Source organism: Glutamicibacter sp., from assembly GCF_035257265.1.
GTDB lineage: Bacteria > Actinomycetota > Actinomycetes > Actinomycetales > Micrococcaceae > Glutamicibacter.
Window position 1 is genome coordinate 37949 of sequence record NZ_DATEXC010000058.1, and the last position, 24647, is coordinate 62595.

General features: G+C 55.6%; 37 protein-coding genes and 1 pseudogene. 2 read left to right on the forward strand and 36 right to left on the reverse strand.

Annotation, left to right across the window (positions count from 1 at the left end):
- Window positions 1–77 precede the first annotated feature (77 nt).
- The 5 genes from glmM to VJ369_RS16540 form a co-directional block, all read right to left on the reverse strand.
- Entirely contained in the window at window positions 78–1424 is a 1347-nt protein-coding gene (glmM, locus tag VJ369_RS16520) for a phosphoglucosamine mutase (RefSeq protein WP_324093123.1), read from the reverse strand.
- A 164-nt stretch (window positions 1425–1588) separates the two neighbouring features.
- A complete protein-coding gene (rpsI, locus tag VJ369_RS16525) occupies window positions 1589–2089 on the reverse strand; it encodes a 30S ribosomal protein S9 (protein WP_096256868.1) in 501 nt (166 codons plus the stop codon).
- Between the two features lie 38 nt (window positions 2090–2127).
- Window positions 2128–2571 carry a 50S ribosomal protein L13 gene (rplM, locus tag VJ369_RS16530; protein ID WP_096256869.1) on the reverse strand — a complete coding sequence of 148 codons (444 nt, stop codon included), beginning with the start codon at window positions 2569–2571 and terminating at the stop codon, window positions 2128–2130.
- A 308-nt stretch (window positions 2572–2879) separates the two neighbouring features.
- Entirely contained in the window at window positions 2880–3815 is a 936-nt protein-coding gene (gene truA / locus VJ369_RS16535) for a tRNA pseudouridine(38-40) synthase TruA (protein ID WP_324093124.1), read from the reverse strand.
- 69 nt (window positions 3816–3884) lie between these two features.
- Window positions 3885–4295 carry a hypothetical protein gene (locus VJ369_RS16540; protein ID WP_324093125.1) on the reverse strand — a complete coding sequence of 137 codons (411 nt, stop codon included), beginning with the start codon at window positions 4293–4295 and terminating at the stop codon, window positions 3885–3887.
- A 215-nt stretch (window positions 4296–4510) separates the two neighbouring features.
- Here VJ369_RS16540 and VJ369_RS16545 point away from each other — a divergent pair, with 215 nt between their 5' ends.
- Window positions 4511–4921: a hypothetical protein gene (locus VJ369_RS16545; RefSeq protein WP_324093126.1), complete on the forward strand. Its 411-nt coding sequence runs from the start codon at window positions 4511–4513 to the stop codon at window positions 4919–4921.
- A gap of 94 nt (window positions 4922–5015) precedes the next feature.
- Here the strand turns inward: VJ369_RS16545 and rplQ are convergent.
- The 22 genes and pseudogenes from rplQ to VJ369_RS16655 all read right to left on the reverse strand — a co-directional run.
- Window positions 5016–5465 (reverse strand): annotated as a pseudogene (gene rplQ, locus VJ369_RS16550) (50S ribosomal protein L17); the annotation flags it as partial.
- Window positions 5466–5548: 83 nt separating this feature from the next.
- The gene (locus VJ369_RS16555; RefSeq protein ID WP_096256874.1) at window positions 5549–6553 is read right to left on the reverse strand and encodes a DNA-directed RNA polymerase subunit alpha; all 1005 of its coding nucleotides are present in this window, start codon (window positions 6551–6553) and stop codon (window positions 5549–5551) included.
- Window positions 6554–6719: 166 nt separating this feature from the next.
- Window positions 6720–7121 carry a 30S ribosomal protein S11 gene (gene rpsK / locus VJ369_RS16560; protein ID WP_096256875.1) on the reverse strand — a complete coding sequence of 134 codons (402 nt, stop codon included), beginning with the start codon at window positions 7119–7121 and terminating at the stop codon, window positions 6720–6722.
- 43 nt (window positions 7122–7164) lie between these two features.
- A complete protein-coding gene (gene rpsM, locus VJ369_RS16565; RefSeq protein ID WP_324093127.1) occupies window positions 7165–7539 on the reverse strand; it encodes a 30S ribosomal protein S13 in 375 nt (124 codons plus the stop codon).
- Window positions 7540–7684: 145 nt separating this feature from the next.
- The gene (gene rpmJ, locus VJ369_RS16570; protein WP_013349661.1) at window positions 7685–7798 is read right to left on the reverse strand and encodes a 50S ribosomal protein L36; all 114 of its coding nucleotides are present in this window, start codon (window positions 7796–7798) and stop codon (window positions 7685–7687) included.
- Between the two features lie 133 nt (window positions 7799–7931).
- Complete coding sequence (gene infA, locus VJ369_RS16575) at window positions 7932–8153, reverse strand: translation initiation factor IF-1 (RefSeq protein ID WP_096256877.1); 222 nt, start codon at window positions 8151–8153, stop codon at window positions 7932–7934.
- Between the two features lie 207 nt (window positions 8154–8360).
- Window positions 8361–9191, reverse strand: a complete 831-nt coding sequence (gene map, locus VJ369_RS16580; RefSeq protein WP_324093128.1) for a type I methionyl aminopeptidase — start codon at window positions 9189–9191, stop codon at window positions 8361–8363.
- Window positions 9192–9323: 132 nt separating this feature from the next.
- Window positions 9324–9896 (reverse strand): adenylate kinase, encoded by a 573-nt coding sequence (locus VJ369_RS16585; RefSeq protein WP_324093129.1) that lies wholly within the window; start codon window positions 9894–9896, stop codon window positions 9324–9326.
- Complete coding sequence (secY, locus tag VJ369_RS16590) at window positions 9893–11197, reverse strand: preprotein translocase subunit SecY (RefSeq protein WP_324093130.1); 1305 nt, start codon at window positions 11195–11197, stop codon at window positions 9893–9895. Before secY ends, VJ369_RS16585 begins: the two co-directional genes overlap by 4 nt.
- Before the next feature lie 254 nt (window positions 11198–11451).
- On the reverse strand, window positions 11452–11907 hold the full coding sequence (rplO, locus tag VJ369_RS16595) for a 50S ribosomal protein L15 (RefSeq protein WP_096256881.1): 456 nt from the start codon (window positions 11905–11907) through the stop codon (window positions 11452–11454).
- Window positions 11908–11909: 2 nt separating this feature from the next.
- Window positions 11910–12116, reverse strand: a complete 207-nt coding sequence (rpmD, locus tag VJ369_RS16600; RefSeq protein ID WP_096256882.1) for a 50S ribosomal protein L30 — start codon at window positions 12114–12116, stop codon at window positions 11910–11912.
- Between the two features lie 3 nt (window positions 12117–12119).
- Window positions 12120–12800, reverse strand: coding sequence for a 30S ribosomal protein S5 (gene rpsE / locus VJ369_RS16605; RefSeq protein ID WP_324093189.1), 681 nt, complete (start codon window positions 12798–12800; stop codon window positions 12120–12122).
- A gap of 29 nt (window positions 12801–12829) precedes the next feature.
- Window positions 12830–13201, reverse strand: a complete 372-nt coding sequence (gene rplR / locus VJ369_RS16610) for a 50S ribosomal protein L18 (protein WP_096256884.1) — start codon at window positions 13199–13201, stop codon at window positions 12830–12832.
- 2 nt (window positions 13202–13203) lie between these two features.
- Entirely contained in the window at window positions 13204–13740 is a 537-nt protein-coding gene (gene rplF / locus VJ369_RS16615; protein ID WP_324093131.1) for a 50S ribosomal protein L6, read from the reverse strand.
- Between the two features lie 20 nt (window positions 13741–13760).
- Complete coding sequence (gene rpsH / locus VJ369_RS16620) at window positions 13761–14159, reverse strand: 30S ribosomal protein S8 (RefSeq protein ID WP_096256886.1); 399 nt, start codon at window positions 14157–14159, stop codon at window positions 13761–13763.
- A 57-nt stretch (window positions 14160–14216) separates the two neighbouring features.
- On the reverse strand, window positions 14217–14786 hold the full coding sequence (gene rplE / locus VJ369_RS16625; RefSeq protein ID WP_096256887.1) for a 50S ribosomal protein L5: 570 nt from the start codon (window positions 14784–14786) through the stop codon (window positions 14217–14219).
- The gene (rplX, locus tag VJ369_RS16630) at window positions 14786–15130 is read right to left on the reverse strand and encodes a 50S ribosomal protein L24 (protein WP_096256888.1); all 345 of its coding nucleotides are present in this window, start codon (window positions 15128–15130) and stop codon (window positions 14786–14788) included. The genes rplE and rplX overlap by 1 nt, the downstream gene beginning before the upstream one ends.
- A 2-nt stretch (window positions 15131–15132) precedes the next feature.
- Entirely contained in the window at window positions 15133–15504 is a 372-nt protein-coding gene (gene rplN, locus VJ369_RS16635) for a 50S ribosomal protein L14 (protein WP_096256889.1), read from the reverse strand.
- A 500-nt stretch (window positions 15505–16004) separates the two neighbouring features.
- Window positions 16005–16892, reverse strand: a complete 888-nt coding sequence (locus VJ369_RS16640; RefSeq protein WP_324093132.1) for a zeta toxin protein — start codon at window positions 16890–16892, stop codon at window positions 16005–16007.
- Window positions 16892–17323, reverse strand: coding sequence for a hypothetical protein (locus tag VJ369_RS16645; protein ID WP_324093133.1), 432 nt, complete (start codon window positions 17321–17323; stop codon window positions 16892–16894). The genes VJ369_RS16640 and VJ369_RS16645 overlap by 1 nt, the downstream gene beginning before the upstream one ends.
- A 164-nt stretch (window positions 17324–17487) precedes the next feature.
- Window positions 17488–18432, reverse strand: coding sequence for an endonuclease/exonuclease/phosphatase family protein (locus tag VJ369_RS16650; protein WP_324093134.1), 945 nt, complete (start codon window positions 18430–18432; stop codon window positions 17488–17490).
- Window positions 18433–18459: 27 nt separating this feature from the next.
- Window positions 18460–18969, reverse strand: a complete 510-nt coding sequence (locus VJ369_RS16655) for a VOC family protein (RefSeq protein WP_324093135.1) — start codon at window positions 18967–18969, stop codon at window positions 18460–18462.
- A 70-nt stretch (window positions 18970–19039) separates the two neighbouring features.
- Between VJ369_RS16655 and VJ369_RS16660 the strand changes: the two genes are divergently transcribed.
- Complete coding sequence (locus VJ369_RS16660) at window positions 19040–19831, forward strand: helix-turn-helix domain-containing protein (RefSeq protein WP_324093136.1); 792 nt, start codon at window positions 19040–19042, stop codon at window positions 19829–19831.
- A gap of 552 nt (window positions 19832–20383) precedes the next feature.
- Here the strand turns inward: VJ369_RS16660 and rpsQ are convergent.
- From rpsQ to rplD, 9 genes are read right to left on the reverse strand one after another with little or no spacing between them, the layout of a single operon-like run.
- Window positions 20384–20671 carry a 30S ribosomal protein S17 gene (gene rpsQ, locus VJ369_RS16665; RefSeq protein WP_324093137.1) on the reverse strand — a complete coding sequence of 96 codons (288 nt, stop codon included), beginning with the start codon at window positions 20669–20671 and terminating at the stop codon, window positions 20384–20386.
- On the reverse strand, window positions 20671–20940 hold the full coding sequence (gene rpmC, locus VJ369_RS16670) for a 50S ribosomal protein L29 (RefSeq protein ID WP_324093138.1): 270 nt from the start codon (window positions 20938–20940) through the stop codon (window positions 20671–20673). The genes rpsQ and rpmC overlap by 1 nt, the downstream gene beginning before the upstream one ends.
- A gap of 2 nt (window positions 20941–20942) precedes the next feature.
- Window positions 20943–21359: a 50S ribosomal protein L16 gene (rplP, locus tag VJ369_RS16675; protein WP_096256896.1), complete on the reverse strand. Its 417-nt coding sequence runs from the start codon at window positions 21357–21359 to the stop codon at window positions 20943–20945.
- Window positions 21360–22151: a 30S ribosomal protein S3 gene (gene rpsC, locus VJ369_RS16680; protein WP_096256897.1), complete on the reverse strand. Its 792-nt coding sequence runs from the start codon at window positions 22149–22151 to the stop codon at window positions 21360–21362.
- Window positions 22152–22517 (reverse strand): 50S ribosomal protein L22, encoded by a 366-nt coding sequence (gene rplV, locus VJ369_RS16685; protein ID WP_096256898.1) that lies wholly within the window; start codon window positions 22515–22517, stop codon window positions 22152–22154. It abuts the gene before it with no gap.
- A gap of 59 nt (window positions 22518–22576) precedes the next feature.
- Window positions 22577–22858 carry a 30S ribosomal protein S19 gene (gene rpsS / locus VJ369_RS16690; RefSeq protein ID WP_096256899.1) on the reverse strand — a complete coding sequence of 94 codons (282 nt, stop codon included), beginning with the start codon at window positions 22856–22858 and terminating at the stop codon, window positions 22577–22579.
- 12 nt (window positions 22859–22870) lie between these two features.
- A complete protein-coding gene (gene rplB, locus VJ369_RS16695) occupies window positions 22871–23710 on the reverse strand; it encodes a 50S ribosomal protein L2 (RefSeq protein ID WP_096256900.1) in 840 nt (279 codons plus the stop codon).
- A gap of 31 nt (window positions 23711–23741) precedes the next feature.
- Window positions 23742–24044: a 50S ribosomal protein L23 gene (rplW, locus tag VJ369_RS16700; protein WP_096256901.1), complete on the reverse strand. Its 303-nt coding sequence runs from the start codon at window positions 24042–24044 to the stop codon at window positions 23742–23744.
- Window positions 24044–24646: a 50S ribosomal protein L4 gene (gene rplD, locus VJ369_RS16705; protein WP_096256902.1), complete on the reverse strand. Its 603-nt coding sequence runs from the start codon at window positions 24644–24646 to the stop codon at window positions 24044–24046. The genes rplW and rplD overlap by 1 nt, the downstream gene beginning before the upstream one ends.
- Window position 24647: the final 1 nt, after the last annotated feature.

Below are 24647 nucleotides of genomic sequence, written 5' to 3' on the forward strand. Positions count from 1 at the left end.
CACACCCCCGCACCATGTTCCTTACTGGAACGCGGTACGGGGGTGTGAGTTTTCTCGATGTTTACTGAGAGGATGCTTTACAGTGCCAAGTGAGTCGCTACGGCAGCTGCCAGCAGCTCTGCTTCCAGCTGGGCCTGCTCATGAGTGGCCGCTTCGACCATCACGCGAACAACTGGCTCGGTACCCGAGGGGCGCAAGAGCACACGTCCGGTGTCGCCCAAACGGGCTTCAGCGCCAGCGATCTCCAGGAGCAGCGGCTCGCACTCTGGAGCGGCAGCCTTGTCGACGCCGCGCACGTTGATCAGAACCTGCGGAAGCACGGTCAATACCGAAGCCAGTTCCTTCAAGGTCTTTCCGGTGGCCTTCACGCGGGCTGCCAGCAGCAGGCCGGTGAGCACTCCGTCGCCGGTGGTGGCGTACTTGCTGAAGATAACGTGGCCGGACTGCTCGCCGCCAAGCGAGTAGTTGCCTTCGCGCATGCCTTCGAGCACGTAGCGGTCTCCCACTCCGGTCTGCTTGAGCGTAATGCCCGCTTTTTCCATGGCGATTTTCAGGCCAAGGTTGCTCATCACGGTGGCGACGAGGGTGTCGTCCTTCAGCTCGCCGCGGTCCTTGAGGTCCAGCGCCATAACTGCCATGATCTGGTCACCGTCTACAACGGTTCCCTCGTGGTCTACAGCGAGGCAGCGGTCCGCGTCACCGTCGTGGGCGATGCCAAGATCTGCACCGTGCTCAAGCACGGCAGCCTGGAGCTTTTCCAGGTGGGTGGAACCGTAGCCGTCATTGATGTTGATGCCATCTGGCTCGGCACCGATAACGATAACTTCTGCACCGGCATTCTTGAAGACCTCCGGCGAGCAGCCTGAAGCCGCACCGTGGGCGCAGTCGAGAACGACTTTGACCCCATCAAGGCGGTTTGGCATAGCTGCCAGTAGGTGCAGAATGTAACGGTCTTCGGCGTCAGCAAAGCGCGAAATGCGTCCTACTGCCCCGCCGGTGGGACGTGGGTTTGGCATGTCGAGGCAGGCTTCGATGGCGTCTTCCAACGCATCATCAAGCTTCTTACCACCACGTGCCAGGAACTTAATACCGTTATCCGGTGCAGCATTGTGCGAGGCAGAGATCATCACGCCAAAGTCTGCGTTGAGATCACCTACCAAGAACGCAGCAGCCGGAGTGGGTAAAGTACCCGCATCCTTTACGTCTACGCCAGAGGCAGCCAGGCCGGCCTCGATAGCCGCGGAGAGGAAGTCGCCGCTGATACGCGGATCCTTCGCTACCACTGCTACCGGTTTACGGCCGTCTTCCGACTGACTTAAACCAAGAACTACCGAAGCTGCCTGCGCTAAATCTAGCGCCAGCTCGGGAGTCAACAACTCGTTTGCTTTTCCTCGGACCCCATCGGTCCCAAATAACCTTGCCATCATCGTTAATCATAAGCCCTACGCATCGATTTACCGGCGCGATTGTGAGCTTTAGGACGCTATATCAACAAAGTTCATTGCCTTTGAAGTCACATTTGGGATTTTAACGGCCAAAGGCCCCACATCCGAAGATGTGGAGCCTTTGGGAAACCTGTGGGTAAGGTTTAGCGCTTCGAGAACTGCGAAGCCTTACGAGCCTTCTTAAGACCGGCCTTCTTACGCTCGATGACGCGAGCGTCACGAGTCAAGTAGCCATTCTTCTTCAAGGTCGCGCGGTTTGCATCGCGGTCGATCTCGTTCAACGAACGGGCAATGCCAAGACGCAATGCGCCGGCCTGACCCGAGATGCCGCCGCCGTGGATACGAGCGATAACATCGTAAGCGCCTTCTAGACCCAGAACCTTGAAAGGCTCGTTAACATCCTGCTGGTGCAGCTTGTTAGGGAAGAAGTTTTCCAGGGTGCGACCGTTGACGATCCAGTTACCTGAACCTGGGATCAAACGCACGCGGGCAATAGCCTGCTTGCGACGACCAACGGCACCGCCTGGGACGGTGAGTGGAGCGCGCTCGGTATCGGCAACAACGGCCGATGCAGAGGTCTCGGTGGTGTAAGTCGAAGGGGTTTCGCCTTCGAATTCAGTGGTCTCTTCAGTGTTCTCAGCCACGATATTCTCCTATTAAGTCTTTGTTCTCGAGGCCAGTACTACTGAGCGACCTGGGTGATTTCCAGTGCCTTTGGAGCCTGTGCTGCGTGAGGGTGCTCCGCGCCGCGGTAGACCTTCAGCTTCGAGACCTGAGCATCGGAAAGCTTGTTCTTTGGAAGCATGCCCTTGATAGCCTTCTCGACTGCAAGAACTGGGTTCTTCTCGAGGAGCTCTGCGTAGTTAACGCTCTTGAGGCCGCCCGGGAAACCCGAGTGGCGGTAAGCGCGCTTGTCCTGCAGCTTCTTGCCGGTCAGTGCGACCTTCTCGGCGTTGATGATGATGACATGGTCGCCCATGTCCATGTGAGCTGCAAAGGTTGGCTTATGCTTGCCGCGCAGCAAGGTTGCGGCCTGAACGGCGAGACGGCCGAGTACTACATCGGTGGCGTCAATGACATACCACTGACGAGTCTGGTCAGCCGGCTTTGGGGTGTACGTACGCACAGTAATTGCCTTACGTTGATTCGTTTCTGGTCAAACAGTCGCTTGGCTGAAGGCGGTGAGATCCCCCAGTGTCGAGCACTGTCGTGTTGTTCTTGTGCTAGACCAGTACGTCAGGTGAGGACTGAGATGACCGGCCGTCCATATATTGTTCGCACACCCAGCAGACCAGCGACTATGCAACTAAGCCGTCACGCTTGGGCGTGTAGTGTCGAACGTGGACATACACAACTCATAAAAGTTTAGCCGATTAACGGTCAGACGACCAAAACAAAGGTACCTCTAGGTGAGCAACAACACCCAGAGTGTCGTTAATCGAGGCTTTTTAATGAATCTGTCTGCGAAACATCGCGTCTTGCGCGGGTGAGCGCGGCGCGCGCAGCAAGTTCATCATCATCAGGATAATAGACCTCTTCGAGGACTAACGGGTGAGGATGAGCAAGAATCGACTTTGAATCACGCACCATCAGCGCCAGACGCTCGGCGAGGAAGCCTGGCTGCTCCCTGCCACTGGCAACACGCAGCGCGCCACCGATGAGCGAACGGACCATATTGTGGCAAAACGCGTCAGCTTTCAGGTGAACCATGATGTTTCCATCTTCGGCACGGCCGAATTCAAATTCCTGCAGTATACGAATGGTGGTGGCACGGGGCTTTGGCTTACAGAAAGATAAGAAGTCGTGGCGTCCGAGCACCGACTGAGCCTCAGCATTCAACAGATCAATATCGATCTCTTCGCGGTACCACATGGTCAGCTGGCGACTCAGCGGATCCCAGCGGTGAATACCGTCTGCAATCCGGTAGGAGTAGCGCCGGGCCAGCGCGGAGAAACGGGCATCAAAGCCATCCGCAGCACGGACCGCTTCATGCACCCAGACGGCACCCTCTTGCTTTCCCAGCAAACCATTGATGCGCCGCAGCAGTGCGGGGCCTGGTTCCAGATCCGAATTACGCGGCAGTCCGAGATATTCTTCCTCGGTCAGATCGAAGTGCACTACCTGGTTGCGGGCGTGTACACCGGCGTCGGTGCGTCCTGCAACGATGACGCGGATGCGGCGACGGATCAGCGTTTCTAAGGCTTCTTCAACTAGCTGCTGCACTCCGGTGACGTTAGGCTGACGTGCCCAACCGCTATAGGCGGCACCGTCATAACCCAGCACCATCCGCATACGGATCAGTGCTGGCCTGTCACTGGTACCCAGAGCGGTAGTTCCCAAGGGATCAATATTCTCAGACTGCAAACTCATGTATTCAATTATGCGCAAGGAGCAACACCAACAACGAATCAGGTGGCTGGCTTCACGGACAAACGAGGATCATTCCAGCCCTAAACCAAGTTTCTTATAGGCCTCGACACCGAAACCGCTATCGTGATGCGCCCTGAGCAATTGATATGCCTGCTCATGGTTTCCTACAATCCGCGCAACCAGCCGGATTGCCTCGGCTAGGTCAATACTGCCCGCTATTTGAGCTTCAGCGATCACAGGAAAGCGCTCCAGTATCCCAGGGTTCCGTACCTGTTGAGGTTCTTCTCCTTCCGCACGGCTTTGGATGGATCCCAGCACCAGCGTCAACGCAGTGCGCGTTTGCCCCGCAATCTGGTGGTTGGACAGCGAAGCCTCAACCGCCATATCTTTCCGATACTCCACACTGAGCGTCATAGATGTAAGCAGCTCTCGCAGATTCGAGATCTCCTCTTCCAACTTCACAATCCGGGCTTCGCTCATAGTTGGTTTCCTTAGACGAGTTGCTCAAAAATACATCGAGTACACCATACGCCAGCAATCGATCAAATCTCCTCGTTCACTGTAAATCAATCGCAGTAGCGATTTCACGTCAACCTAATAAGGCTAACGACTCCCTATACTTGACAGCACAGACTCATCACGGCTAATCCGCGCTGAACCTGCCGATCATCAAGCACCAAGTATTGGGAGTGTCCATGAAATTCACCCGTATCACCGCAATTAGTGCAATCACCGTGACTGCTGCCTTCGGTTTGGGAGCATGTTCTGAGAAACCTCTATCCAATGAAGAAGCCTGCCAAGAAATCATCAACCAAGCCAAAGAGCAAAAGCTCGATATGCATACATCGTCGAGCTTGGGCGACATGGTGGACCAGGGCCAGAAGGTTTCATCAATATTTCATGGCGTCGCGCAGAAAGCCGAACCAGAGCTCGCAACCGAGCTCAATGCCTTCGCGGAGGATACCGACGCGTTGCTCGCCGTCGTCACCGATGACTCGCTGGACATGCAGCAGATGCGCACGAAGATGTCTTTGCTCGACACCCAAGAAACTCGTGCACGTTCGGAAAACATGGGTAAGTTGTGTCCCGGGCTTGAAAACCTATAAGCATTAAACAGAAATCCCCGAACTCTTCCGCGAGGAAGTGTCCGGGGATTTCTTATCACCGAGTTACCGGCGAAGATTTATAAGCTAAAGCTTACGCCTCTTCGGTGGTTGGCTCAGCAGCGGTCTCGGTAGCCTTGGTGGCTTCCTTGACTACGGCCTGCTTTGGCGAAACCGGTTCCATAACCAGTTCGATAACTGCCATAGGAGCGTTGTCGCCCTTGCGGTTACCGATCTTGGTGATGCGGGTGTAGCCACCCTGGCGGTCAGCCATTGCCGGTGCGATGTTCGCGAATAGTTCGTGAACGATCGACTTGTTGGTGCGCGAGCGCGATGCGATCACGGCCTGGACGCGACGACGCGATGCCAGATCCCCACGCTTAGCGAAGGTGATCAGGCGTTCTGCGTGTGGACGCAGACGCTTGGCGCGGGTCAGGGTGGTGGTGATCTTCTTGTTCTCGAAGAGCTGTGCTGACATGTTAGCGAAGATCAATCGCTCATGTGCTGCACTGCCGCCGAGACGCGGACCCTTAGTAGGGGTAGGCATGGTAATTCTCCTAGATGAATGACCGAGCCTGTCGGTTTATACCGGCAGATCGGGTGAAGTAGTGTGTCGCGAGACTAAAGTCTTTACAGACCGTCGTCGAAGACGTCGTCGCCATCTTCCATGGCGCTACGAGCGGCAAGGTCAAAACCTGGAGGGGAATCCTTCAGGGCTAGACCTAGTTCAACCAGCTTGGCCTTGACTTCGTCAATGGACTTCGCACCGAAGTTACGGATGTCCATCAAGTCTGCCTCGGAGCGAGTTACGAGTTCGCCCACAGAGTGGATGCCCTCACGCTTCAAGCAGTTGTACGAGCGAACGGTCAGTTCCAGATCCTCGATCGGCAGCGCCATGTCGGCAGCCAAAGCTGCGTCGGTTGGCGATGGGCCGATTTCGATACCTTCTGCTGCGGTGTTCAGTTCGCGGAACAAACCGAACAGCTCAACCAGAGTGGTACCTGCGGATGCCACAGCATCGCGCGGGGTGATCGATGACTTGGCCTCAACGTCTACGATCAAACGATCGAAGTCGGTGCGCTGCTCAACACGGGTAGCTTCCACACGGAAAGTTACCTTCAGAACTGGCGAGTAGATCGAATCAACTGGGATTCGACCGATCTCTGCGTCAACGTTCTTGTTCTGAGCTGCTGACACATAGCCACGGCCACGCTCAATGGTCAGTTCCATGTCGAACTTGCCATTGGCATTCAAGGTAGCGATATGCAGGTCAGGGTTGTGGAACTCTACACCCGCTGGTGGGGTGATATCCGCTGCGGTAACGACGCCTGGGCCCTGCTTGCGCAGGTAGGCGACGACCGGCTCGTCGTGCTCGGAAGAGACCGAGAGGTTCTTGATGTTAAGAACCAATTCGGTGACGTCTTCCTTGACGCCGGCTACGGTAGAGAACTCGTGCAGTACTCCGTCGATTCGAACACTGGTGACAGCTGCACCAGGGATCGAGGACAACAGGGTACGGCGTAGTGAGTTACCTAGGGTGTAACCAAAGCCTGGCTCCAACGGTTCAATGACGAACCGGGAGCGATTCTCGGAAACTACTTCTTCGGTCAGGGTTGGGCGCTGCGTAATGAGCACTTACATTTCCTTTCAGCGAGCGTCCGCTATATGACGCCTCACGGGGGTGGAAACGACGGTAGCCAGTTGGCCGTTCGTCTGTTGCAGGCAAAAGAGTCCAAGAACGTCACCGACCCATTCTCTCGAATGGCTCGGTGACTTCTTCAGGCTCAGCCTAGCGAATCAATTAGACGCGGCGACGCTTTGATGGGCGGCAACCGTTGTGAGCACTTGGGGAAACATCCGAGATGGATCCGACCTCAAGGCCAGCAGCCTGCAGCGAGCGGATCGCGGTTTCGCGTCCCGAGCCCGGGCCCTTGACGAAAACGTCAACCTTGCGCATGCCGTGCTCCTGCGCGCGCTTAGCGGCAGATTCAGCAGCCATCTGAGCGGCGTATGGGGTCGACTTGCGTGAACCCTTCATGCCTACCTCGCCGGCCGAAGCCCACGAGATCACAGCGCCGGTCGGATCGGTGATCGATACGATGGTGTTGTTGAAGGTGCTCTTGATGTGCGCCTGTCCCATCGCGATATTCTTTTTGTCCTTGCGACGCGGCTTACGTACCGCTCCACGAGTCTTAGGGGGCATTTCTTCTCCTACGAAAAAAGTATTTGAACTAGATCGCTAAGATTTAGCGAGTCTTCTTCTTACCTGCGACGGTACGCTTTGGTCCCTTGCGGGTGCGTGCGTTCGTCTTGGTGCGCTGACCGTGGACCGGCAGGCCCTTACGGTGACGAATACCTTCGTAGGATCCGATCTCGACCTTACGGCGGATGTCAGCCTGAACCTCACGGCGCAGGTCACCTTCTACCTTGTAAGTGCCTTCGACGAAGTCACGCAACTGAACGAGTTCAGCGTCGCTGAGATCCTTCACGCGAGTGTCCGGGCTAATGCCGGTCGCTGCGATGGTCTCTTCTGCACGGGTCTTGCCCACGCCGTAGATGTAAGTCAGCGCGATAATTACGCGCTTCTCGCGTGGAATGTCCACGCCTGCTAAACGAGCCAAGTGGCTACCTTTCAACCAACGGAGGTCTGGAACAGTACCACCCAGAATTTCTCCTGGCCCCGGCCTCCGAACCCGGGGGTATGCACCGATTTCTCGATACGGTACTGCCTAAATGACTACGCGTGGGAAATTCCGAAGAACGGAATTAGCCCTGACGCTGCTTGTGGCGTGGGTTTTCGCAGATCACCATGACCACGCCATTACGACGGATCACTTTGCACTTATCGCAGATCGGCTTCACGCTAGGGTTAACCTTCAAGGTTTTTTCCTTTGGCGGTTGCAGTTATTGTGTGGAGCAGTAAACAAACAGTATGTCCCAAGAACATTAGTCAGACGGACGTCAGAAACGATTTCTCGTCAACGTCCGTCAAAAATGTCTATGGACTGCAGATTTACTTGTAGCGGTAAACGATACGGCCTCTGTTGAGGTCGTATGGGCTCATTTCAACCTGCACACGATCCTCTGGGAGGATACGAATGTAGTGCTGACGCATCTTACCCGAGATAGTTGCAAGTACTACGTGACCGTTTGGCAGCTCTACGCGAAACATCGCGTTCGGCAGCGCTTCGGACACAGAGCCCTCTACCTGGATGACGCCTTCCTTCTTGCCCATTTTCCCCGCTAACTTTTGTTGTCAATGATTTTCCATCAACAAGTAATTGGTTCTGATTGCTTCAACTTCGCCAAAGCTCTTGAGAGTTTTAGGCGCATTAAATAGACAACCAAAAATTAAGAATACGCCATCAGCAGAGCCTAGGACAAATCCAAGGGCGCACTAAAAGTGTTAGTTCCAGCACCTCGCGGGTACCGGAACTACGATTTACGCTGTGATGGGCGATGGAGTGACGCCAAATGGTGCCAGTCCGGCCGCTCCCCCATCATGGGCACTGAGTACCCAAATGCCACCCAGGTGGATCGCCACGGTGTGCTCCCACTGCGAAGCGTTGGCCTTATCGTCGGTGACGACGGTCCAGTCATCTTCCAGCACCGAGGTGCCGATCTGGCCGCGAACCAGCATCGGTTCAATAGCCAAAGCCATCCCCGGCTTGATGCGTGGGCCGCGGTGGCCGGTGTTGTAGTTCAGTACATCCGGAGCCATATGCATGGCCGAACCGATACCGTGGCCGCAGTAGTCTTCCAGGATTCCCAGTGGGGCACCTGGCTGAGCGGTGACAAAGTCATCGATGGCTTCGCCGATCTGACCGATGAAGCGCGCCTTGGAGAACGCGGCAATGCCGGCCCACATGGCCTGCTCGGTGATCTCGCTTAAACGCTGGTCGGCAGGATCCACGTTGCCAATCAATACCGTGCGAGCCGAGTCCGAGTGCCAGCCGTCAATAATCGCGCCGCCGTCAATCTTGAGCACGTCGCCATCTTTGAGTTCATAGCCGCTGGGGAAACCATGGACAACCTCGTGGTTCACCGAGGCGCAGATGCTGGCAGGGAAGCCGTGGTAACCCAAGAAGTTGCTGGTAGCTCCGTGGCGTTCCAGAACCTTCGCGAAGATCGCGTCAATTGACTTGGTGGTGACGCCCGGACGGGCGGCAGCACTGGCTTCATCCAGTGCTTCGGCGAGAACCAGACCGGCTTCGCGCATTTTTAGTATCTGCGAATTGGTTTTGTACTCAATTCGCGGCTGACCTAGAGCCAAGGTAATGCTCCTTAATTCTTATCTTTATACCCCGCAGTGCGGGTTGCTTAGTTCGCTGAAACTACATAGGGACCGGGCCACGGCCTGCACAGGCTGGTTGTGGCTCGGTCCCTATGTGTGAACTGGTATTTGCTAGGCGCTGACGTTCAAGGCCGCGAGCACGCGCTCGGTGACCTCGTCAATGGCACCGAGGCCATCTACCTTGCGGACAATGCCACGCTCTTCATAACGTTCAACCACGATGCGGGTCTCTTCGTTGTACAGGCTCAGGCGGTGGCGGATGACCTCTTCGGTATCATCTGCGCGTCCCTCGATTTCTGCACGCTTGAGCAGACGGGCTACGAGCTCATCATCATCTGCGGTGAGCTGCAGGACTGCATCCAACTCGACATTCTGAGCTTTGAGCATCGCATCCAAGGCATCAACCTGCGCGCTGGTGCGTGGGTACCCGTCAAGTAAGAAACCGCTGGCTACGTCTTCTTGCGCCAGACGATCTTCAACCATGTTGTTGGTGACCGAGTCTGGGACGAAGTTGCCGGCGTCAATGTACTTCTTGGCCTCAACACCCAGTGGGGTGCCGCCCTTGACGTTGGCGCGGAAGATGTCACCGGTGGAGATCGCGACGATTTCCAGACGCTCGGAGATCTTCACTGCCTGGGTGCCTTTGCCGGCACCTGGCGGACCAATAATTAGCAGTCGACTCATCGCAGTAGCCCTTCGTAGTTTCGTTGCTGCATTTGAGCATTGATTTGTTTGACGGTTTCCAGACCCACACCAACCATGATGAGGATCGAGGTGCCGCCAAATGGGAAGTTCTGGTCAGCGTTGAACAGCACGAATGCGATCAGCGGGATCAACGCAACGAACGCCAGATACAGGGCGCCCGCAAAAGTGATTCGTGAAATCACGAACTGCAGGTAATCTGCGGTTGGCTTACCGGCACGAATGCCTGGAATGAAGCCACCGTACTTCTTCATATTGTCCGAGACCTCAACTGGGTTGAAAGTAATCGCAACGTAGAAGTAGGTGAAGCCAATGATGAACAGCGTGTACACAAGCATGTACCACGGCGAGGAGGACGCCGAGTGGGTCTGCAGCCACATGGCCCATTCGGGCAGTGTGCCGTCATCGTTCTGATTGAACGAGACGATCATCTGCGGCAGTGCAAGAATCGAGCTGGCGAAGATCACTGGGATCACGTTCGCCATGTTGACCTTCAGCGGGATGTAGGTGGATGTTCCACCCACGGTACGCCGCCCGATGGTGCGCTTGGCGTACTGCACCGGAACACGGCGCTGAGACTGCTCCACGAACACCACAAGTGCAATCACCAGCAAGCCCACGGCGATGACACCAAGGAAGGTGCCCCAACCCTGCGACTGCTGGATAGCACCCATAGCGGATGGGAAGCCCGAAGCGATCGAGATGAAGATCAGGATGGACATGCCGTTGCCGATACCGCGCTCGGTGATCATTTCGCCCATCCACATGATCAGGCCGGTGCCTGCGGTCAGTGCGAAGATCATCAGCAAGATCACCATGATCGAGTCATCTGGGATCAGCGGAAGGGTACAGCTTGGGAAAAGTCCGCCGGTACGCGCCAAGGTGATCAACGTGGTGCCCTGAAGGAGGGCCAACGCGATGGTCAGGTAGCGGGTGTACTGGGTCAGTTTGCCTTGGCCTGCTTGGCCTTCTTTATGCAGCTCTTCGAAGTGCGGGATCACCACACGCAATAGTTGCACAATGATGGCCGCCGTAATGTACGGCATGATACCCATGGCAAAGATCGATACCTGCAACAGGGCGCCGCCGCTGAAGAGGTTAACGAACTGATAAAGACCACCGGTGGTTGAACCCATCGCCAGACACTGCTGAACGTTGCTGTAATCGACACCTGGGGCCGGAATGAAAACGCCGACTCGATAGATCGCAATGATCCCGAGGGTGAAAAGCAACTTGTTGCGCAGGTCAGGCGTCCGAAAAACTCGGGCTATGGCGCTGAACAAGCGTCCTCCTGAAGTATGTGCCTGAGTCTAGATAAAGACTCTTGCTATGACCTAATGATTCTAGCCGTCTCATGTACTATCGTGCCAAATACGCCACACAGTCAACAGCCGATTTTTTAGCCTTATGAGCATAAAATCGGCGTTTTACGTGGAATTACTTCGCGTCATAGTTCACATAATGAAAGATAAGAAAATCCCCGGTGAACTTGTTTAAACAAGCTCACCGGGGATTTAGCTTAAGCTCAAACCCTGATTTAGAGGGTTTCTGCCTGGCCGCCAGCAGCAGCGATCTTCTCGGTTGCGGAAGTCGAGTAGGCGTTAACCTTCACGTCAACCTTGACCGTTAGGTCGCCGGTGCCAAGCACCTTGACTGGCTGGTTCTTGCGAACTGCGCCCTTAGCAACAAGTGCCTCGACGGTGACTTCGCCACCCTCTGGGAACAATTCCGAGATCTTGTCCAGGTTTACAACCTGGTACTCGACGCGGAATGGGTTCTTGAAGCCTCGCAGCTTTGGCAGACGCATGTGCAGCGGAAGCTGTCCACCTGCGAAGCCTGCCTTGACCTGGTAGCGAGCCTTCGTGCCCTTCATACCACGGCCTGCAGTCTTACCCTTGGATGCCTCGCCACGACCAACACGGGTCTTAGCTTTCTTGGCACCTTCAGCAGGACGCAGGTGGTGGATCTTAAGTGCGGATTCTTTTATAGCCATCTTTACTTAGCCTCCTCAACCTTCAACAGGTGCGGGACCTTGTTGACCATACCTACGGTCACAGGGTCAGCGGTGCGGACAACGGTGTGTCCGATACGCTTCAGACCCAGCGAGCGAACGATATCGCGCTGAACCTGGCTACCACCAATGATGGACTTGATCTGGGTGATTTCCAGAGTGACGTCGCTTGGAACAATGTTCTTAGCCATTGATTAAGCACCAGCCTTCTGGGTCTGGATGTGACGCAACATAGATGCTGGAGCAACTTCGTCCAGTGGAAGACCACGGCGAGCTGCAACTGCTGCAGGCTCTTCGAGACCCTTCAGCGCGGCAATGGTGCCCTTCACGATGTTGATCTGGTTGCTTGAACCCATCGACTTCGAAAGGATGTCCTGGATACCAGCACATTCTAACACGGCACGCACCGGACCGCCGGCGATAACGCCGGTACCCGGGGCAGCTGGACGGAGCAAGACGACGCCAGCGGCGGCCTCACCCTTGACCAGGTGTGGGATGGTTCCGCCAACGCGTGGAACGCGGAAGAAGGACTTCTTAGCCTCTTCAACGCCCTTAGCGATAGCTGCTGGAACTTCCTTGGCCTTACCGTAGCCAACGCCGACCATTCCGTCGCCGTCACCTACAACGACAAGTGCGGTGAAGCTGAAGCGACGACCACCCTTGACGACCTTGGATACGCGGTTGATAGCTACAACGCGCTCAAGGAACTTGTCCTTGTCGTCGTTGCGGCTGTCCTTCGAATCGCGGCCACGGCCACGACCCTCGCCACGGCCACGGCCTTCTCCACCACGTCCACGTCCTTCGCCGCGAGCGGCGCCGGTCTTTTCCGTGGCAGGAGCTGCAGCGGTCGAGGCTGCTTCAGTAGCTTCAGACACCTGAGTTTCCTTCTTGTTAGTAGCTTCGCTCACAGTGCCAGCCCACCTTCACGTGCGCCGTCAGCAATAGCTGCCACGCGACCGTGGTAGCGGTTGCCACCGCGGTCGAAGACAACTGCTTCAATCCCAGCAGCCTTGGCGCGCTCGGCAACGAGCTCACCAACGCGCTTGGACTTTGCGGTCTTGTCTGCATCGCTTGCGCGAAGATCTGCTTCCATGGTCGAAGCGCTGGCCAGGGTAAGACCCTGTGAGTCGTCCACGATCTGTACGAACATGTGACGAGCCGAGCGGTTGATGACCAGGCGTGGGCGTACCGAGGTACCAACGATGCGCTTGCGCACACGGATGTGGCGGCGTCCGCGTGAAGCGGAGCGGCTCTTGCCCTTGATTCCGATAGCCATAATTATTTACCAGCCTTTCCGACCTTGCGGCGGATGATCTCGCCAGCGTAGCGAATGCCCTTGCCCTTGTAAGGCTCGGTCTTGCGCAGCTTGCGGATGTTAGCGGCAACTTCACCGACGTGCTGCTTATCAATACCAGCGATGGTGATTTTGTTGTTGCCCTCGACGGTAAAGGTGATTCCCTCAGGAGCCGTGACGCTAACTGGGTGCGAGAAGCCAAGAGCGAACTCCAGGCTGGCGCCCTTAGCAACCACACGGTAACCGGTACCGTGGATTTCAAGCTTCTTTTCGTATCCCGTGGTCACACCGGTGATCATGTTATTGATCAAGGTGCGGTTCAAGCCGTGCAACGAACGCGATTCGCGGTTGTCGTTCGGGCGGGACACGGTAACGGTGTTCTCATCCTTGGCTACGGTGATTGGAGCCGAAACGATGAGCGAAAGCTCACCCTTCGGGCCCTTAGCGGTGACCTTCTGGCCATCCACATTCATCTCAACGTTTGCTGGGACGGTAATCGGAAGACGTCCAATACGTGACATTGTCTGTTGCTCCCTTTCCGTTACCAGACGTAGGCGAGGACTTCCCCACCTACGCCCTTCTTTGCAGCCTGACGGTCAGTAAGCAGACCGGAGGAGGTGGACAGGATTGCGATACCAAGACCACCGAGCACGTGAGGCAAGTTGGTGGACTTTGCGTATACACGCAAGCCTGGCTTGGAGATACGGCGTACGCCAGCGATTGAACGCTCACGCGATGGGCCGAACTTCAGGTTGATGGTCAGCGTCTTGCCGACTTCTGCTGCAACTTCCTCGAACGAGGCAATGTAGCCCTGTTCCTTGAGGATGTTAGCAATGCGTACTTTGAGCTTGCTCGATGGCATCGACACAGTGTCGTGGTATGCCGAGTTAGCGTTACGCAGTCGAGTCAGCATATCTGCGACTGGATCTGTCATAGACATGTGGGCTTCAGCCCTTCCTCGTTACGGTTTCCTTAGCGGACCTGTAACGTAGTGAGATTAGTTGGAGGTCTTGAACGGGAAGCCCAGAGCCTTGAGCAAGGCACGGCCTTCATCGTCAGATTTGGCGGTGGTCACCACAGTGATGTCCATACCGCGCACGCGATCGATCTTGTCCTGATCGATTTCATGGAACATCGACTGTTCGGTCAGACCGAAAGTGTAGTTGCCATTGCCATCGAACTGACGGTCGCTCAGACCGCGGAAGTCGCGGATACGAGGCAGTGCCAGGGTGATCAAACGATCAACGAATTCCCACATGCGATCATTACGCAAGGTGGTGTGGGTACCAATTGGCATGCCTTCGCGCAGCTTGAACTGTGCGATCGACTTGCGAGCCTTGGTAACCACTGGCTTCTGACCGGTAATTGCGGTCAGATCGCGAACGGCGCCTTCGATAAGCTTCGAATCCTTAGCGGCCTCGCCGACACCCATGTTCACAACAACCTTAGTCAGGGTTGGAACCTGCATTGGGTTGCCGTAGCTGAACTGCTCCTGCAATGCAGGGCGGATGTCTGCGGCGTACTTAGCCTTCAGACGTGGCTGGATCTTGGTGGCTGTCTCAGTCATTACAGATCCTTTCCGGAAGCCTTGGCGTAACGGACGCGCACAGTCTTGGACACACCGTTCTTTTCGACAGTTTCCTCGCGGAAACCAACGCGGGTTGGCTTCTTGGTTTCTGGGTCAACCACTGCCACGTTAGAAACGTGAACTGGTGCCTCAACAACCTCGATGCCACCGGAGGTGGTTCCGTTTTCGGACTGACCGGCCTTGGTGTGCTTGGTGACGCGGTTAACGCCTTCAACAAGTACGCGCGAAGTGGCGGTGATGACAGTCAGGACCTTGCCCTGCTTGCCACGTTCCTTGCCCGAGATGATCTGAACCAGATCACCCTTCTTAATCTTTGCACCCATGCTTACAGCACCTCCGGAGCCAGGGAAACGATCTTCATGAACTTCTTGTCACGAAGCTCGCGACCCACTGGGCCGAAGATACGAGTTCCGCGAGGATCTGCGGCGTCACCCTTGAGGATCACTGCAGCGTTCTCGTCGAACTTGATGTAGGAACCGTCTGCACGACGGATTTCCTTCTTGGTGCGAACGATGACGGCCTTGACGACGTCACCCTTCTTTACGTTGCCGCCTGGGATTGCATCCTTGACGGTGGCGACAATAGTGTCACCAATGCTTGCGTAGCGACGCTTGGAGCCACCGAGCACGTTGATGGTAAGGATTTCCTTAGCACCAGTGTTATCGGCAACCTTCAGTCGCGACTCTTTCTGAATCACTGCTTACTCCTGTCGTCTCGCTGGTTCTCATAAATGAGCCTTGCGGAACGGATATGGTCTCCACGATACGTATCGCTTACCCCCACCGACGCGGGCGCACCGAATGCTGATCCCAATTGTTGGCAGGGCCGAGGCGTAAAATACCGAGGCTGTACTGCGCGGCAAGACGGTGTCAGGCCGCACTGCACTACACCGAAGGTGGATAGTCCCCGAATGAAGCGCGCACAGGTTTTCAAGTCTAGCCTAGATTGGCATCATTTAGAAATGGTGTGGTAGGGCGTAACTGAGCGTTGTTGGTCACACCGAAGGTGACCAAGAATCCCGAAATTTCGGGCGTAAGCAGCTTTTGCGCTGAGCCCCACCAGGGGCCAAATCGGCTTCGGCTGAGCCCTTAGGCTGGATTCCGTCGCTTCGATCTGAGCGATTTTCATCCTCGCTTAAGAATTCGCTTGCTTATTTCAAAATTAGGCTTCGTAGAAGGAATCTCATCTGGACGGGTGCTACAAATAAATTGGGACTTCCGTCAGATATTCTCCAACGCTTCGTTGGTACTTCCTATACTCTCGGTCATCCCTTCCTTGAAGTACGACTAAGCTGATCTGATCAAACAGCTCTGCAGCAGGATCGTTGAAGAAGTCCACCGCGTTCTTATTGCAGTTGCTATATCGGGACCCACCCAGGTAAATCGAGGTAATCGCCTCTCGCGGCGTGAAACGTCCGCCACCCCTGGCACGACCTTCGATCGTTGCAATCCTTCCCTGAGCCCACCGTTCGTAGGCAGAAGCCAAACACTTATTCTGTTCCTGTTCAATGGAAAGCAGCGTCACAGAACCGTAATCGTGAAGCATAAGCCTATGCATGTAGCGTTCCTTTAGACCAGGCCAAGAGAAGGTCCCTTCGACCACGACATTTTCATGAGCTTCCAAACTTCTTGCGATCAAGCGATCCGCGAGAAGAACACTTTCATTATGAACAAGCGAAGATAATTCGTTGAGCATTATTGGATAGCCATCACGCAGGGTTCGTGCAAGCAAGTCATCAAAGGTGCCGAAGCCCACCTCGGCGGACAAAATTCTAAGCTTGATCTCATCAGGATCAATTACCCGCGATCCAGTTTCGGCTAAGTTGAGCTCACGGACTGCGGTTGATTTGCCGGCACCCGGTGGGCCAGCCGTGAATGTCACAGCAGCTGATCGGTCGTTCGCCACTTCTGGCTGTCCCTCTTCAAAAAGTTCATCGAGCAGTTCTCTCTGAAAGCGCAGCCGTGAGTCCAAAATCGGCGCGTCTGGACGATAAGTAGCCCGCGGACCTGCACGGTGAAGTTCTGAACCCATCGATGTGAGTGTGTTTAGTTCTACTTCCACTTCACTCAAGTCAGCTGGATTCATTAGTTGCTCTTTGGCCACACAGCATTTTTGATGGTCTGGTAGTCAGATCCATCGATCAAGTCCCTGTGAAAAGCGTCAGTCATGTCATCCCAGCTACCGAGGCTTACCTGGCCTTCTGGATTATGAGGTTCTACGATTTCGGAGAACGTAAACGGCCAGCCGCTCAACTCCGTCATCATTTGTGCGTGGTCAATTTTCTCCGCGTGGAAATCGAGTATAACTTCACGTGGAGTTCTTCGGAGAAGGTCCGGTACGAGCTCTATTTTACGAAGAATTCTATGTACTTCGGGCTGCGAGATAAACAACCGATGTGCGATTTCGGTTTGAGTTAGCCCGTCGGCGCGCGCCTGCTCGCAAAGCCGAAGCTGTTCAAGCCGATTCAACTCGCGGACAGCGTAGTTATGGGACAGACGGCTTTGAATGGTTTCCACGACGTCTCCAATCTACGTTTATACAGAATGTATAAATCATATTACGCTCTTATCGTTCTCGCCGATAGAGGTCTTTTCACCACTGGGGAAAGTACGCAGATCAAAGTTGTACAAACGAGTTTGTTGGTCACACCAGGGCGGGATCTACCGCGTCATTTCGGGGATTAAAATCGCGCGGTCGTATGTACCGCGAGATGATCCGAACCGGAGATCGGTGTGGCACCCGTTTGAGCGAATGTCACGTCCCGTCCGAGAATGTGATCTATCTCTATGACTGGGAACGGGAGCATTGTCCGGGGCCACGTCGCGAGAGGACGCAAGCCGCTTGCCTCGGTCAAACCTGCCACGGCATCTCGGTACAGTCGGTGGCCGCTAGTCGAGTTGAAATCACCGGCAAGAATCATCGGAGATTCAGGATGCGCGTGAACCCACGTATCGATGGCCGACAAACCTTCGCGCCATTGCTGTGCATTTTTCAGTGGCGGGTAAACGTGCACCCCGGCAAGCAGTACACGTTGCTGGGCCACTTCGACCTCAACGGTTGGCATGGCAAACCATCCGGTGTCGCGTTCACTAAGCCCCGAATCAATCTCAGTCATCGGGTTCTTGGAAAAGATCACGGTGTCACGCACTCCCCCAGCAGGCGCCGGCGCCGTCCTGAAATCCAGGCCTTCCAACGCACCAAGAGACGTCAAGTCCTGATGCAGTCTCTCGCTGGTCTCGACCAAGATCAAAAGGTCAGGTTGTTCGTCTTTGATCAGCGCGGCCAGTTCATTGCTGTTTGCTTCGGCGAGGTATGCGTTGAAGCTCAGCACACGTAGCTCAGCGCCCGTTTCGCTTGGCCCGGCTGGCGCTATGTGCACCTGCGGAATAAGGCCAATGAACAAGAGAACCCCAATTGCTATCGCGGTCCTGCGTTTCCTCGTCAACAGCGTGAAAATCAAAGCCCCGAGAGGGACGAGCAACAGCCAACTGGCAAAGGCTTGAACCTTAGGAATGATTCCGCCGGCCAACCAAGGCACATACGGCAGGACGGCGATGAGCGCCGAGATGACGATCAGCAGAATCAAGAAAGTGTGCTTCTGTTGTTGCTGACCGTCTTTTCTCATATGTCGACTTTATCGGTTCAACATCGGTTACCCCTGTTGTTCAGCAGCCCACCGCGCAACGCGTTCCTTGCTCTCATCCTCGGAAAGGTCTATCACTCTGCTCAAAAGTGACCAGCGCACCCCGAAAGGATCAATAATTGACGCGAAACGGTCCCCGGAGACGAAGGTGCCCGCTGGCTCTCGCACGGTGGCACCGGCTGCTTGCGCCCGAGCTACTAGTTCATCAACGTTCGAGCAATACAGCGCCATGGAGTAACAGGCGCTCGGCGGCTCGGGTGGCGCCACCAGACCGTAATCCGGGCTCGGCTCCCCCAGCTGAAGTTTTCCATTGCCAAAATCGAGTTCAGCGTGCACCATCACACCGCCAATCTCGGTGCAGTCCACAATCCGCGCACCCAGAACATCTCGATAAAACTCAACTGCATTCGCCGCGTTCTTGATGGCCAAGAAAGGCGTCAACGAAGTCGAACCGAGCGGAATCCCGTCGGTCGTGTATGCGCCGGTGACTCCGGTGGTATTTTCCTCTTGATTTTCCATATCTTCACTCTAGGTTGCTGTGGCACCCTTGGACTTGTAGATTCACGCCAACTTTGAAAGGTCGTCACCGGTGGACAGCACGGCTGATCGTCGAGGCGTTTTGTATCCTGCTAGATTGCCAGAGTTCCAACGCATTCTCGCCCCACAGCATTTGCGCGAGAGGGTGGGTTGGTTCTGGATGGCCCGCTGGGATATCGCGCCGGGCCGTACCTCACGCCAAGAGTTACTTGCCTTCCCCTGCATGAACCTAGTTATCCAATCGACGGGTGTCACCGTCTCCGGAGTTTCTACCGGGGCATCTCATCGAGATTTGAGCGGTAGCGGATGGGTGCTGGCGGCGTTGCTGTTACCTGCCTCCGCCCGGAGCTTCGGTTTTGAACCACGCACGGTCTTAGGCCGTGAAGTAACGCTTGCCGCTGAAGGGTTATTAGAACCGGTACGCCATTTGATGGACGCGTCCGCTACGCAGGAACAACTAAACTCAGCTGTTGACTTGCTCGCAGGATGGATTGAGCAAAAGGTGACAATCACAGACCAACATGGGTTGATCGCCAATAAAATGTTGGCCTTGGTCGCAGAGAGACGGGATATCGTCAACGTGATTCAACTGGCAGACGCACTAGGTCTGTCGATACGCAGCCTGCAGCGGCTCTGCGCTGAGTATGTCGGGCTTAGCCCGCTGACCGTTATCCGCAGATACCGGTTGCAAGAGGCAGCACAGCGACTGCGTGAAAACCCAGAAATATCCATCACGCAGATCGCGGCAGAGCTCGAATATGCGGATCATGCGCACCTGACTAAAGATTTCCGGCAAGTACTCGGATTCACTCCCAGCGCCTATCGAGCGGGGTCTTTGGACTAGACCCCATCAACCCCACCGGACTAATCGAAACATGCCGCGACCGCGCTGATTTCGATCAAGGCTGAAAGGAGGCTCGCCGTGGCAACTGGTGGATTTGGTGAAGCCAATTTGATGGCGATGGCTCCATAAGCCTGCGAAATATCGACACCGTCAACTTGCGGAAGATTCCGCGAATTCACCTTGCTCAAATCAACCCCGGCAGCGTTCAGAGCTACTTGTGCGCGTCGCAGCGCGCTGACTTTGGGCTGTCATTGTTTCCTTGGAAGCTATCGGGATGCTCACGCGAACGTCTACGGTGAAGGGCCGGAAGATTTGTGCCGCTGCTCCCATCATGGAAACCCTGGATAACTTTGCCTTGCGGGCCGGGCAGCGGGTACGTGGAAGATTTACGCCACCGCCTGCGGAACGTTCAAGACCAGGACAACTCGTATTTAGCTTTCGCCCGCCGAAAAGTTCACACTTCCGGACATAGAAAAACGCCCCGAACTCTTCTTGCGAAGTGTTCGGGGCGTTTTCAGTTATTCACGTAATCCGTGAAATCACTAAGAAAGCTTACTTAGCCTTCTCAACGATCTCAACGAGACGCCAGTTCTTGTCTGCTGACAATGGGCGAGTCTCTGCGATTACAACCAAGTCGCCAATGCCGGCTTCGTTGTTCTCGTCGTGAGCCTTCACGTTCTTGTTGCGACGCATGACCTTGCCGTAAAGGGCGTGCTTAACACGGTCCTCAACGTCAACGACGATGGTCTTCTGCATTTTGTCGGAAACCACGTAACCACGGAGGGTCTTGCGGTCGTTGCGCTCTACAGCTGCATCCACGGCGTTATCCTTCTCGCTCATTACTTGGCTTCCTTGCCCTTCTTGGTCTCTTCAACCGGGACAACGACTTCCTGACGAAGACCCAGTTCACGCTCACGCATTACAGTGTAAATGCGTGCGATATCGCGCTTGATGGACTTCAGGTTGCCGTGAGTCTCTAGCTGGCCGGTAGCCGACTGGAAACGCAGGTTGAACAGTTCTGCCTTGGCCTTCTTCAATTCCTCGTTCAAACGAGCATTATCGAAGCCGTCCAGGGACTCGACGCTTAGATCCTTAGAACCAATAGCCATCCCTATTCACCACCCTCACGACGCACGATACGTGCCTTCAATGGCAGCTTGTGGATTGCTAGGCGCAATGCCTCTTTAGCTACCTCTTCTGAGACGCCATCAAGTTCAAACAAGATGCGTCCTGGCTTTACGTTGGCAACCCACCACTCCGGGGAACCCTTACCGGAACCCATGCGGGTTTCGGCTGGCTTCTTCGTCAGTGGACGGTCTGGGTAAATATTGATCCAGACCTTACCGCCACGCTTGATGTGACGGGTCATCGCGATACGAGCTGCCTCGATCTGACGGTTGGTCACGTAAGCAGGAGTAAGAGCCTGAATGCCGTATTCACCGAATGAAACAGTGGTTCCGCCCTTGGCAGCGCCGGAGCGCTTTGGGTGGTGCTGCTTACGGAACTTTACTCGACGTGGGATAAGCATTTAAGCCTGTCCTCCTTCCGCAGCCGGAGCTGCAGCGCCCTTGCTACGTTCTGGACGACGACGACGCTCGCCACCACGTGGGCGATCGTTGCCAGCGCCACCACGGCCACCGCGAGCAGGAGCTGCTGCGGCCTGCTGTGCAGCAAGTTCCTTGGCGGTTACGTCACCCTTGTAGATCCAGACCTTCACGCCGATACGGCCGAAGGTGGTCTTGGCTTCGAACTTGCCGAAGTCGATGTTCGCACGCAGGGTGTGCAGCGGCACACGGCCTTCGCGGTAGAACTCCTTGCGGGACATTTCTGCACCGCCAAGTCGACCGGAGCACTGAACGCGGATGCCCTTGGCACCAGCGCGCATTGCCGACTGCATTGCCTTCTTCATCGCGCGGCGGAAAGCCACACGTGAAGCAAGCTGCTCGGCGATGCCCTGGGCGACCAACTGGGCCTCCATGTCAGGGTTCTTGACCTCGAGGATGTTCAGCTGAACCTGCTTAGCCGTCATCTTCTCCAGTGCGCCACGGATGCGATCTGCTTCGGCGCCGCGGCGACCGATAACGATGCCCGGACGTGCGGTGTGGATATCCACACGAACACGGTCACGAGTACGCTCGATCTCTACGCGGGCAATGCCTGCACGATCCATTCCGGTAGACAGCAATGCGCGGATTTTTACGTCTTCTTTTACGTAATCTGCGTAGCGCTGTCCTGGCTTGCTGCTATCGGCGAACCAGTGCGAAACGTGGTCAGTGGTGATGCCGAGACGGAAACCGTTCGGGTTTACCTTCTGTCCCATTTAGTTCTCCCCACCCTTCTCCGGGGTTGAAACAACCACGGTGACGTGGCTGGTGCGCTTCTTGATCTGGAATGCGCGACCCTGAGCTCGCGGCTGGAACCGCTTCATGGTCGGTCCCTCGTCAACAAACGCTTCGCTGATGATCAGCTCGTCCTCATTGAATGCTTCACCTGCGCGGTCCGCGGCGGCACGGGCGTTAGCCACTGCCGATGCGACAACCTTGTACACTGGCTCCGAAGCTGCCTGTGGGGCAAACTTCAAGATAGCCAGCGCTTCGTTCGTCTGTAGACCACGAACAAGGTTGACGACGCGCCGGGCCTTCATAGGCGTCACGCGGATATGGCGCGCAATTGCCTTGGCTTCCATTGCTTTCCTTCTCTCGTCTTTCGAAGAAGTGCTAAGCATCTCTAGATCCCTTGCGGGACCTAGCGACGCTTGCCCTTCTTGTCGTCCTTCACGTGGCCACGGAACGTGCGGGTCAATGCAAACTCTCCGAGCTTGTGACCGACCATTGATTCGGTAACAAACACAGGAATGTGCTTACGACCGTCGTGCACGGCGATGGTGTGTCCCAGCATGTCCGGGATGATCATCGAACGGCGGGACCACGTCTTGATGACGTTCTTGGTGCCCTTTTCGTTCTCAGCTTCGACCTTTAGGAAGAGGTGCTGATCGACGAAGGGGCCTTTCTTCAGGCTGCGTGGCATGTTTCCAGGCTCCTATCGCTTGTTCTTGCCGGTCTTGCGACGACGCACAATGAGCTTGTCGCTTTCCTTATTTGGACGACGAGTACGACCCTCGCGCTTACCGTTCGGGTTGACTGGGTGACGTCCACCGGACGTCTTACCCTCGCCACCACCGTGCGGGTGATCAATTGGGTTCATGGCAACGCCACGCACGGTTGGGCGAACGCCCTTCCAGCGCATACGGCCAGCCTTACCCCAGTTGATGTTGATCTGCTCAGCGTTACCAACTTCGCCGATGGTTGCGCGGCAGCGCACATCAACGTTGCGGATTTCGCCCGATGGCAGACGCAACTGCGCGAAGCGGCCTTCACGAGCTACCAGCTGGATCGATGAGCCAGCGGAGCGAGCCATTTTGGCGCCACCGCCTGGGCGCAACTCGACAGCGTGGATAACTGAACCAACAGGGATGTTACGAAGCGGCAGGTTGTTACCTGGCTTGATATCCGCTGCTGGGCCGGCCTCGACCTTGTCGCCCTGCTTGAGGTTGTTCGGTGCCACGATGTAGCGCTTGGTTCCATCAATGTAGTGGAGCAAAGCGATACGTGCGGTGCGGTTCGGATCGTACTCGATGTGAGCAACGGTTGCCGGAACGCCATCTTTGTCATGACGACGGAAGTCGATGACGCGGTAGGCACGCTTGTGTCCGCCACCCTTGTGCCGGGTGGTGATCTTACCGGAGTTGTTACGGCCGCCAGTCTTGGTGAGTGGACGAACCAGTGACTTTTCCGGAGTCGATCGGGTGATTTCTGCGAAGTCAGCTACCGACGAGCCGCGAAGACCCGGGGTAGTTGGCTTGTACTTACGAATTCCCATTATTTAAATTCCTCGTTAAAGTGGTCTCCGCTTAGGAAAGCGGACCGCCGAAGATGTCAATCGATCCTTCTTTCAAAGTGATGATTGCACGCTTGGTATCCTTGCGTGCACCCCACCCGAATTTGGTGCGCTTGCGCTTACCGGTTCGATTCATGGTGTTTACGGACTCAACCTTGACGTTGAAGATAGCTTCAACGGCATTCTTGATTTCCGCTTTGTTTGAACGTGGGTCAACCAAGAAGGTGTACTGACCTTCATCGATTAGGCCGTAGCTCTTTTCCGATACGACTGGTGCGATGACCACGTCGTGCGGAGCCTTTGAGAAGATGCTCATTACTTGGCTTCCTCCTTCTGGACCAGTGCTTCGAAGGCAGCCTTGGTGAAGACTACGTCATCCGAAACCAGAACATCGTAGGTGTTCAACTGGTCGACGTATAGAACGTGCACAGAATCAAGGTTGCGTACCGAAAGGGCAGCAACATCGTTTGCGCGGTCAATGACGACGAGCAGGTTCTTACGTTCGGTCAGCGAACGCAAGGTAGCCAGAGCTTCCTTGGTCGATGGCGTTTCGCCAGAAACCAGGTTCTCGATCACGTGAACACGATCGAAGCGTGCACGATCAGACAAAGCGCCGCGCAGTGCAGCAGCCTTCATCTTCTTCGGGGTACGCTGCGAGTAATCGCGTGGGGTTGGACCGTGGACAATGCCACCGCCGGTCATGTGTGGAGCACGGATCGAACCCTGACGGGCGCGGCCGGTACCCTTCTGCTTGAACGGCTTGCGACCGGCGCCGGAAACTTCCGAGCGGTCCTTGGTCTTGTGGGTACCCTGACGGGCAGCAGCCAACTGTGCAACAACAACCTGGTGCAGCAGTGGGACGTTGGTCTGTACGGCGAAGATGCTCTCTGGCAGTTCGACGTTAAGTGCCTTAGTCATT

What these genes read in the sequence shown, in the direction of transcription:
- rplX (WP_096256888.1), bottom strand. Translation starts at nt 15,130, where the DNA reads ATGGGTGCAAAGATTAAGAAGGGTGATCTGGTTCAGATCATCTCGGGC.
- VJ369_RS16545 (WP_324093126.1), top strand. Translation starts at nt 4,511, where the DNA reads ATGAAATTCACCCGTATCACCGCAATTAGTGCAATCACCGTGACTGCT.
- VJ369_RS16540 (WP_324093125.1), bottom strand. Translation starts at nt 4,295, where the DNA reads ATGAGCGAAGCCCGGATTGTGAAGTTGGAAGAGGAGATCTCGAATCTG.
- rpsQ (WP_324093137.1), bottom strand. Translation starts at nt 20,671, where the DNA reads ATGAGCGAGAAGGATAACGCCGTGGATGCAGCTGTAGAGCGCAACGAC.
- rplV (WP_096256898.1), bottom strand. Translation starts at nt 22,517, where the DNA reads ATGGAAGCCAAGGCAATTGCGCGCCATATCCGCGTGACGCCTATGAAG.
- rplW (WP_096256901.1), bottom strand. Translation starts at nt 24,044, where the DNA reads ATGAGCATCTTCTCAAAGGCTCCGCACGACGTGGTCATCGCACCAGTC.
- VJ369_RS16655 (WP_324093135.1), bottom strand. Translation starts at nt 18,969, where the DNA reads ATGGAAAATCAAGAGGAAAATACCACCGGAGTCACCGGCGCATACACG.
- rplB (WP_096256900.1), bottom strand. Translation starts at nt 23,710, where the DNA reads ATGGGAATTCGTAAGTACAAGCCAACTACCCCGGGTCTTCGCGGCTCG.
- infA (WP_096256877.1), bottom strand. Translation starts at nt 8,153, where the DNA reads ATGGGCAAGAAGGAAGGCGTCATCCAGGTAGAGGGCTCTGTGTCCGAA.
- rpmC (WP_324093138.1), bottom strand. Translation starts at nt 20,940, where the DNA reads ATGGCTATTGGTTCTAAGGATCTAAGCGTCGAGTCCCTGGACGGCTTC.
- rplO (WP_096256881.1), bottom strand. Translation starts at nt 11,907, where the DNA reads ATGGCTATAAAAGAATCCGCACTTAAGATCCACCACCTGCGTCCTGCT.
- truA (WP_324093124.1), bottom strand. Translation starts at nt 3,815, where the DNA reads ATGAGTTTGCAGTCTGAGAATATTGATCCCTTGGGAACTACCGCTCTG.
- rpsK (WP_096256875.1), bottom strand. Translation starts at nt 7,121, where the DNA reads ATGCCCCCTAAGACTCGTGGAGCGGTACGTAAGCCGCGTCGCAAGGAC.
- VJ369_RS16650 (WP_324093134.1), bottom strand. Translation starts at nt 18,432, where the DNA reads ATGAGAAAAGACGGTCAGCAACAACAGAAGCACACTTTCTTGATTCTG.
- rplR (WP_096256884.1), bottom strand. Translation starts at nt 13,201, where the DNA reads ATGGCTATCGGAATCAAGGGCAAGAGCCGCTCCGCTTCACGCGGACGC.
- rpsH (WP_096256886.1), bottom strand. Translation starts at nt 14,159, where the DNA reads ATGTCTATGACAGATCCAGTCGCAGATATGCTGACTCGACTGCGTAAC.
- rpsC (WP_096256897.1), bottom strand. Translation starts at nt 22,151, where the DNA reads ATGGGACAGAAGGTAAACCCGAACGGTTTCCGTCTCGGCATCACCACT.
- rplE (WP_096256887.1), bottom strand. Translation starts at nt 14,786, where the DNA reads ATGACTGAGACAGCCACCAAGATCCAGCCACGTCTGAAGGCTAAGTAC.
- rplP (WP_096256896.1), bottom strand. Translation starts at nt 21,359, where the DNA reads ATGCTTATCCCACGTCGAGTAAAGTTCCGTAAGCAGCACCACCCAAAG.
- rpsS (WP_096256899.1), bottom strand. Translation starts at nt 22,858, where the DNA reads ATGCCACGCAGCCTGAAGAAAGGCCCCTTCGTCGATCAGCACCTCTTC.
- VJ369_RS16585 (WP_324093129.1), bottom strand. Translation starts at nt 9,896, where the DNA reads ATGAGTCGACTGCTAATTATTGGTCCGCCAGGTGCCGGCAAAGGCACC.
- glmM (WP_324093123.1), bottom strand. Translation starts at nt 1,424, where the DNA reads ATGGCAAGGTTATTTGGGACCGATGGGGTCCGAGGAAAAGCAAACGAG.
- rpmD (WP_096256882.1), bottom strand. Translation starts at nt 12,116, where the DNA reads ATGGCTAAGAACATTGTTCCAAGCGACGTCACTCTGGAAATCACCCAG.
- rplD (WP_096256902.1), bottom strand. Translation starts at nt 24,646, where the DNA reads ATGACTAAGGCACTTAACGTCGAACTGCCAGAGAGCATCTTCGCCGTA.
- rplF (WP_324093131.1), bottom strand. Translation starts at nt 13,740, where the DNA reads ATGTCACGTATTGGACGTCTTCCGATTACCGTCCCAGCAAACGTTGAG.
- VJ369_RS16640 (WP_324093132.1), bottom strand. Translation starts at nt 16,892, where the DNA reads ATGAATCCAGCTGACTTGAGTGAAGTGGAAGTAGAACTAAACACACTC.